Source organism: Allobosea sp. FW305-C-101 (genome assembly GCF_058783685.1).
Genome location: NZ_JBYSYT010000003.1, coordinates 543,090 through 549,925, shown reverse-complemented (window position 1 = coordinate 549,925; position 6,836 = coordinate 543,090). Strand labels below are relative to the sequence as shown.

At 63.9% G+C, this 6,836-nt stretch carries 15 protein-coding genes; all 15 read left to right on the top strand.

Going from position 1 to position 6,836, the window contains the following annotated elements; genetic code table 11:
- Positions 1 to 81: EF-Tu C-terminal domain-related protein (locus AC3WMA_RS17440; RefSeq protein ID WP_082617441.1), on the top strand; the 81-nt coding region annotated here is incomplete at its 5' end.
- A 69-nt stretch (positions 82 to 150) separates the two neighbouring features.
- Complete coding sequence (gene rpsJ / locus AC3WMA_RS17435) at positions 151 to 459, top strand: 30S ribosomal protein S10 (protein ID WP_043237115.1); 309 nt, start codon at positions 151 to 153, stop codon at positions 457 to 459.
- A 69-nt stretch (positions 460 to 528) separates the two neighbouring features.
- A complete protein-coding gene (gene rplC, locus AC3WMA_RS17430; protein ID WP_257732007.1) occupies positions 529 to 1,257 on the top strand; it encodes a 50S ribosomal protein L3 in 729 nt (242 codons plus the stop codon).
- Positions 1,257 to 1,877, top strand: a complete 621-nt coding sequence (gene rplD / locus AC3WMA_RS17425; RefSeq protein WP_492286608.1) for a 50S ribosomal protein L4 — start codon at positions 1,257 to 1,259, stop codon at positions 1,875 to 1,877. The genes rplC and rplD overlap by 1 nt, the downstream gene beginning before the upstream one ends.
- Positions 1,874 to 2,185: a 50S ribosomal protein L23 gene (locus tag AC3WMA_RS17420; RefSeq protein ID WP_047582026.1), complete on the top strand. Its 312-nt coding sequence runs from the start codon at positions 1,874 to 1,876 to the stop codon at positions 2,183 to 2,185. The genes rplD and AC3WMA_RS17420 overlap by 4 nt, the downstream gene beginning before the upstream one ends.
- Before the next feature lie 10 nt (positions 2,186 to 2,195).
- Positions 2,196 to 3,038, top strand: coding sequence for a 50S ribosomal protein L2 (gene rplB, locus AC3WMA_RS17415; RefSeq protein WP_492286607.1), 843 nt, complete (start codon positions 2,196 to 2,198; stop codon positions 3,036 to 3,038).
- Between the two features lie 8 nt (positions 3,039 to 3,046).
- The gene (rpsS, locus tag AC3WMA_RS17410) at positions 3,047 to 3,325 is read left to right on the top strand and encodes a 30S ribosomal protein S19 (RefSeq protein ID WP_265059847.1); all 279 of its coding nucleotides are present in this window, start codon (positions 3,047 to 3,049) and stop codon (positions 3,323 to 3,325) included.
- A 3-nt stretch (positions 3,326 to 3,328) separates the two neighbouring features.
- Positions 3,329 to 3,712 carry a 50S ribosomal protein L22 gene (gene rplV, locus AC3WMA_RS17405; RefSeq protein WP_047582031.1) on the top strand — a complete coding sequence of 128 codons (384 nt, stop codon included), beginning with the start codon at positions 3,329 to 3,331 and terminating at the stop codon, positions 3,710 to 3,712.
- 10 nt (positions 3,713 to 3,722) lie between these two features.
- On the top strand, positions 3,723 to 4,454 hold the full coding sequence (gene rpsC, locus AC3WMA_RS17400; RefSeq protein ID WP_149128654.1) for a 30S ribosomal protein S3: 732 nt from the start codon (positions 3,723 to 3,725) through the stop codon (positions 4,452 to 4,454).
- 18 nt (positions 4,455 to 4,472) lie between these two features.
- Positions 4,473 to 4,886 (top strand): 50S ribosomal protein L16, encoded by a 414-nt coding sequence (gene rplP, locus AC3WMA_RS17395; RefSeq protein WP_492286606.1) that lies wholly within the window; start codon positions 4,473 to 4,475, stop codon positions 4,884 to 4,886.
- Positions 4,887 to 4,897: 11 nt separating this feature from the next.
- Positions 4,898 to 5,110 (top strand): 50S ribosomal protein L29, encoded by a 213-nt coding sequence (rpmC, locus tag AC3WMA_RS17390; protein WP_047582036.1) that lies wholly within the window; start codon positions 4,898 to 4,900, stop codon positions 5,108 to 5,110.
- A gap of 10 nt (positions 5,111 to 5,120) precedes the next feature.
- Positions 5,121 to 5,363, top strand: coding sequence for a 30S ribosomal protein S17 (gene rpsQ / locus AC3WMA_RS17385; protein WP_199085553.1), 243 nt, complete (start codon positions 5,121 to 5,123; stop codon positions 5,361 to 5,363).
- A 209-nt stretch (positions 5,364 to 5,572) separates the two neighbouring features.
- Positions 5,573 to 5,941, top strand: a complete 369-nt coding sequence (gene rplN, locus AC3WMA_RS17380) for a 50S ribosomal protein L14 (protein WP_038365406.1) — start codon at positions 5,573 to 5,575, stop codon at positions 5,939 to 5,941.
- Positions 5,941 to 6,258 (top strand): 50S ribosomal protein L24, encoded by a 318-nt coding sequence (gene rplX / locus AC3WMA_RS17375; protein WP_377838317.1) that lies wholly within the window; start codon positions 5,941 to 5,943, stop codon positions 6,256 to 6,258. Before rplN ends, rplX begins: the two co-directional genes overlap by 1 nt.
- Complete coding sequence (gene rplE / locus AC3WMA_RS17370) at positions 6,251 to 6,817, top strand: 50S ribosomal protein L5 (RefSeq protein WP_492286605.1); 567 nt, start codon at positions 6,251 to 6,253, stop codon at positions 6,815 to 6,817. Before rplX ends, rplE begins: the two co-directional genes overlap by 8 nt.
- Positions 6,818 to 6,836: the final 19 nt, after the last annotated feature.

Here is a 6,836-nt window from a genome sequence, read left to right as displayed (position 1 = left end):
ATGGAAGAGAAGCTGCGCTTCGCCATCCGCGAAGGCGGTCGTACCGTCGGCGCCGGCGTCGTCGCTAGCATCATCGCGTAACGCGTTTGCGTGAGGGGCAAGGGCCCTTCGGGGCCTTTGCCTTTTCTCACGTCACGGAGAACTAAGACCATGAACGGTCAGAACATTCGGATCCGCCTCAAGGCGTTCGACCACCGCATCCTCGACGCTTCGACGCGCGAGATCGTGTCGACCGCGAAGCGGACGGGCGCTCAGGTCCGCGGACCGATTCCGCTGCCCACGCTCATCGAGAAGTTCACCGTCAACCGCTCGCCCCACATCGACAAGAAGTCGCGCGAGCAGTTCGAGATGCGGACCCACAAGCGGGTTCTCGACATCGTCGACCCGACCCCCCAGACGGTCGACGCCCTCATGAAGCTCGATCTCGCCGCCGGCGTCGACGTCGAAATCAAGCTCTGATCCGATTAAACGGGTCCTCTGTTTCCGGCGAACCCGGATGGACATGACCCCAAAGGAAGGTATGCACCGATGCGTTCCGGTGTGATTGCACAGAAAGTCGGGATGACCCGCATCTTCACGGATGCCGGCGAGCACATCCCGGTCACCGTGCTGAAGCTCGACAACTGCCAGGTCGTCGCGCATCGCACGATCGAGAAGAACGGCTATGTGGCCGTGCAGCTGGGCTCCGGCCAGGCGAAGGTGAAGAATGTCTCGAAGGCTGAGCGCGGTCATTTCGCGGTCGCCAAGGTCGAGCCCAAGCGCAAGGTGGTCGAGTTCCGCGTCAGCAATGACGCGCTGATCCCCGTCGGCGCCGAGCTGACCGCGGACCACTTCGTCGTCGGCCAGTTCGTCGACGTCTCCGGCACCACCACCGGTAAGGGCTTTGCCGGCGGTATGAAGCGCTGGAACTTCGGCGGTCTGCGCGCCACGCACGGCGTGTCGGTCTCGCATCGTTCGATCGGTTCGACCGGTGGCCGTCAGGACCCGGGCAAGACCTTCAAGAACAAGAAGATGCCGGGCCATCTCGGCGCCGAGCGCGTCACCACGCAGAACCTGCGCGTCGTCCAGACGGACGCCGAGCGTGGCCTGATCCTCGTCGAGGGCGCCGTTCCTGGCGTCGCCGGCGGCTGGATTCACGTCCGTGACGCCGTCAAGCGCGCCCTGCCGAAGGATGCGCCGCTGCCGGGCAAGTTCAAGGTTTCCGGCGAGGGCAAGGCGGATGAGGCTCCTGCGGCCCAGGCTGAGGAGAACGCGTGATGAAGTTCGATATCACCACTCTTGAAGGCAAGTCGGCCGGTTCGGTCGAGCTGTCGGATGAGGTGTTCGGCCTGGAGCCGCGCGCCGATCTGCTTGCCCGCATGGTCCGCTATCAGCTCGCCAAGCGCCGCGCCGGGACTCACAAGTCCAAGGGCCGCTCGGAAGTCGATCGCACCCGCAAGAAGATCTACAAGCAGAAGGGCACCGGCGGCGCTCGCCACGGCGCGGCTTCGGCTCCGCAGTTCCGCGGCGGCGGCAAGGCCTTCGGCCCGGTCCTGCGCGACCACGGCCATGATCTTCCCAAGAAGGTCCGCGCTCTCGCCCTGCGCCATGCGCTCTCGGCCAAGGCCAAGGATGCCGGCATCATCATCATCGATGACGTCACGCTGTCCGAGCCGAAGACCAAGGTGCTGCTCGGCCATTTCGGCAAGCTCGACCTGTCGAGCGCGCTGATCATCGGCGGCGCCGAGATCGACACGAACTTCGGCCTGGCGGCCCGTTCGATCCCGAACGTCGACGTCCTGCCGGTCCAGGGCATCAACGTTTACGACATCCTGCGTCGCGACAAGCTCGTCCTGACGCGCGCGGCCGTCGATGCGCTGGAGGCGCGCTTCAAATGAGCCAGTCCGCCAAGAACCTCGACCCGCGCCACTACGATGTGATCGTGGCGCCGGTCATCACCGAGAAGGCGACGATGCTCTCCGAGCATAACAAGGTCGTCTTCAAGGTTGCCAAGACCGCAACGAAGCCGCAGATCAAGGCGGCGATCGAGAAGCTCTTCGACGTCAAGGTGAAGAGCGTCAACACGATCGTCACCGAGGGCAAGGTCAAGATGTTCCGTGGCCGTCCCGGCCAGCGTTCGGACGTCAAGAAGGCGGTCGTGACCCTCGAAGAGGGCCACTCCATCGACGTGACCACGGGCCTGTGAGGGAAGCATCATGGCTTTGAAGAACTTCAAGCCGATCACGCCGAGCCTTCGCCAGCTCGTGATCGTCGACCGCAGCGAGCTCTACAAGGGCAAGCCGGTCAAGGTGCTGACCGAGGGCAAGAGCTCCTCGGGCGGCCGCAACAACCTCGGCCGCATCACTGTCCGCTTCCGCGGCGGTGGCCACAAGCGCACGCTGCGTCTCATCGACTTCAAGCGTCGCGGCAAGGCCGGCATCCCGGCGACCGTCGAGCGGATCGAGTACGATCCGAACCGCACGGCCTTCATCGCCCTGATCAAGTATCAGGACGGCGAGCTTTCCTACATCCTGGCGCCGCAGCGCCTGGCTGTCGGCGACACGGTCCTCGCGGGTGACTCGGTCGACGTGAAGCCCGGCAACGCGGCCCCGATGGGCTCGCTGCCGATCGGCACGATCGTGCACAATGTCGAGCTGAAGATCGGCAAGGGCGGCGCCCTGGCCCGTTCGGCCGGCAACTATGCCCAGATCGTCGGTCGCGACCAGGGCTACGTCATCGTCCGCCTGAACTCGGGCGAGCAGCGCCTGATCTCGGGCCTGTGCTATGCTACCGTCGGCGCCGTCTCGAACCCGGATCACATGAACCGGAACGACGGCAAGGCTGGTCGCTCGCGCTGGCTCGGCCGCCGTCCGCATAACCGCGGCGTCTCGATGAACCCGGTCGACCATCCGCACGGCGGTGGTGAAGGCCGGACCTCGGGTGGCCGTCATCCGGTCACGCCCTGGGGTCTGCCGACCAAGGGTAAGAAGACCCGCTCGAACAAGCGGACCGATACGTTCATCGTGTCGAGCCGTCACGCCCGCAAGAAGAAGAACTGAGGTCCGTCATGGCGCGTTCGCTTTGGAAAGGTCCGTTCGTCGACGGATACCTCCTGAAGAAGGCCGAGGTCGCCAGGACCTCGGCTCGTAATGAAGTTATCAAGATCTGGAGCCGTCGCTCCACGATCCTGCCGCAGTTCGTCGGTCTGACGTTCGGCGTCTACAACGGCCATAAGCATGTGCCGGTGAACGTGTCCGAGGAGATGGTCGGTCATAAGTTCGGCGAGTTCTCGCCGACCCGCACCTTCCACGGCCACGCTGCCGACAAGAAGGCGAAGAGGAAGTAAGCCATGGGTAAAGCATCCGCCCCCCGTGCGCTGCCCGAGAACGAAGCCACTGCGATCGCTCGCAACCTTCGCGTCTCGCCGCAGAAGCTGAACCTCGTCGCTCAGCTGATCCGTGGCAAGAAGGTCGCGACCGCGCTCGCCGATCTCGAGTTCTCGCGCAAGCGGATCTCGCTCGATGTGCGCAAGTGCCTCCAGAGCGCGATCGCCAACGCCGAGAACAACCATGATCTCGATGTCGACGATCTCGTCGTGGCACAGGCCTTCGTCGGCAAGGCGCTTGTCATGAAGCGCTTCCACGCCCGCGCCCGCGGCCGTGGCGCCCGTATCCTGAAGCCGTTCTCGAACATCACGATCGTGGTGCGCGAAGTGCAGGCTGCGAAGGCCTGAGGAGAGAACGATGGGTCAGAAAATCAATCCGATCGGCCTTCGCCTCGGCATCAACCGCACCTGGGACTCGCGTTGGTTCGCCAACAAGGGCGAGTACGGCAAGCTGCTTCATGAAGACATGGCCATCCGCGCCGCGCTCATGAAGCTGCTGAAGCAGGCCGCTGTCTCGAAGATCATCATCGAGCGTCCGCACAAGAAGTGCCGCGTCACCATCCACTCGGCTCGTCCGGGCGTGGTGATCGGCAAGAAGGGTGCCGACATCGAGAAGCTCCGCAAGGAAGTCTCGAAGCTCACCAAGGCCGACGTGACGATCAACATCGTCGAGGTGCGCAAGCCCGAGATCGACGCGACGCTCGTCGCCGACTCGATCGCCCAGCAGCTCGAGCGCCGCGTCGCTTTCCGTCGCGCCATGAAGCGCGCCGTGCAGTCGGCGATGCGTCTGGGCGCCGAGGGCATCCGCATCAACTGCTCGGGCCGTCTCGGCGGCGCCGAGATCGCCCGCCTCGAATGGTACCGTGAGGGCCGCGTGCCGCTGCATACGCTGCGCGCCGATGTCGATTACGGCGTCGCCACCGCTTTCACGACCTACGGGACGTGCGGCATCAAGGTCTGGATCTTCAAGGGCGAGATCCTGGAACACGACCCGATGGCCCAGGACAAGCGCCTCTCCGACGAGGGCGGCCGCTCCGGCGGTCGTGACCGTGATCACCGCGATCGCGATCGTCGCGAGCAGGCTGCGTAAGGCTGATCGAGAAGAGCCATGCTGCAACCAAAACGCACCAAGTTCCGCAAGCAGTTCAAGGGACGCATCTCCGGCGTCGCCAAGGGCGGCACGGACCTCAACTTCGGCCAGTTCGGCCTGAAGGCCCAGGAGCCCGAGCGCGTCACCGCCCGGCAGATCGAGGCGGCCCGCCGCGCGATCACCCGCGCCATGAAGCGCGTGGGCCGTGTCTGGATCCGCGTGTTCCCCGACGTGCCGGTTTCCAAGAAGCCGACCGAAGTCCGCATGGGTAAGGGCAAGGGTTCGCCCGAGTTCTGGGCGGCCAAGGTCAAGCCGGGCCGGATCATGTTCGAGCTCGACGGCGTGCCCGAGGATATCGCCCGCGAGGCGCTCCGTCTCGGGGCCGCCAAGCTGCCGATCAAGACGCGCTTCATCCAGCGCATTGCCGAGTGAGGGAGGGCAAGATGAAAATCACACAGCGTCAGTCCGACCTGAAGGCCATGAGCACGGATCAGCTCCAGGACGAGCTCCTGAAGCTCAAGAAGGAGCAGTTCAACCTGCGCTTCCAGAAGGCCACCGGGCAGCTCGAGAACACCGCGCGCGTCACTGAAGTGCGCAAGGACATCGCCCGCATCAAGACGCTGCAGCGGTCGAAGACCGTCGCGGCGAGCGCGTGAGGAGAGAATAATGCCTAAGCGCGTACTGCAGGGCGTCGTCGTCAGCGACAAGCAGAACAAAACTGTTGTGGTCAAGGTCGAGCGGCGTTATACGCACCCGCTCCTCAAGAAGACGGTGCGCCGTACGAAGAACTATCACGCCCATGATGAGGCGGGCTCGTTCAAGGTCGGCGACACGGTTTGGATCGAGGAGTCCAAGCCGATTTCCAAGCTGAAAAGCTGGGTTGTGCTCGAGGACGCCCCCAAGGCGTGATTCGAGACGGCTTCGCCCGGCCCCGAATCAGGGGCAGGGCGGGGCAGGAAAGAAGCCGGACATGTTTCTCCGCAAAGGTGGAAACCACTTTTGCGGATCGTGTTTTGTTTGAGGCCAGGGGGCGATCGACCCCCGTCAGTCGTAGTCCCGGGCGGCGCTGATGCGGTCCGGGAAACCGCGCTGATACACAGATTGGAAGGATCAAGGCCATGATCCAGGTGCAGACGAATCTCGACGTCGCCGACAATTCCGGTGCGCGTCGCGTGATGTGCATCAAGGTTCTCGGCGGGTCGAAGCGGCGCTATGCCCGCATTGGCGACATCATCGTCGTTTCGATCAAGGAAGCCATTCCGCGCGGTCGCGTGAAGAAGGGCGACGTCATGAAGGCGGTCGTCGTTCGCACCGCCAAGGACGTCAAGCGCCAGGACGGTTCGGTGATCCGCTTCGACCGCAATGCGGCCGTGCTGATCAACAACCAGAAGGAGCCGGTCGGCACGCGTATCTTCGGACCGGTTCCGCGCGAGCTGCGCGCCAAGAACCACATGAAGATCATCTCGCTGGCGCCGGAGGTGCTGTGATGGCTGCTAAGATCAAGAAGGGCGACAAGGTCGTCGTGCTCGCTGGTCGCGACAAGGGCAAGTCGGGCGAAGTGTTGCAGGTTCTGCCGAAGGATGCCCGCGCCGTCGTGCGTGGTGTCAACCTCGTCAAGAAGCACACCAAGCAGTCGCAGACGTCCGAGGGTGGCATCATCTCGAAAGAGGCCACCATCGACCTGTCGAATATCGCCGTGGCCGATCCCAAGGACGGCAAGCCGACCCGCGTCGGTTTCAAGGTGCTCGATGACGGCCGCAAGGTCCGTTTCGCCAAGCGTTCGGGGGATCTGATCGATGGCTGAGGCTCAGCAGGGCGCGCTCTCGCCGCGCATGAAGAAGCATTACGAGGACGTCGTCCGTCCCGCGATGATCGCCGAATTCGGCTACAAGAACGTCATGGAAGTGCCGACGATCGAGAAGATCGTCATCAACATGGGCGTTGGTGAAGCGACGGCCGACCGCAAGAAGGTCGATGTTGCAGCCGGCGACCTCGCCATGATCGCCGGCCAGAAGCCGGTCATCACCAAGTCCCGCCTCGCCATCGCCGGCTTCAAGCTGCGCGAGAACATGGCGGTCGGCTGCAAGGTCACGCTGCGCAAGACCAAGATGTTCGAGTTCGTCGACCGGCTCGTCACCATCGCCTTGCCGCGCGTGCGCGACTTCCGGGGCCTCAACCCCAAGTCGTTCGACGGGCGCGGCAATTTCGCGCTCGGGATCAAGGAGCACATCGTGTTCCCCGAGATCAATTACGACAAGGTCGACCAGGTCCTGGGTATGGACGTGATCGTCTGCACGACTGCGAAGTCGGACGACGAGGCACGCGCTCTGCTCAAGCACTTCAACTTCCCGTTCCGGCAGTGAACCTAAGCGTTCATACGCG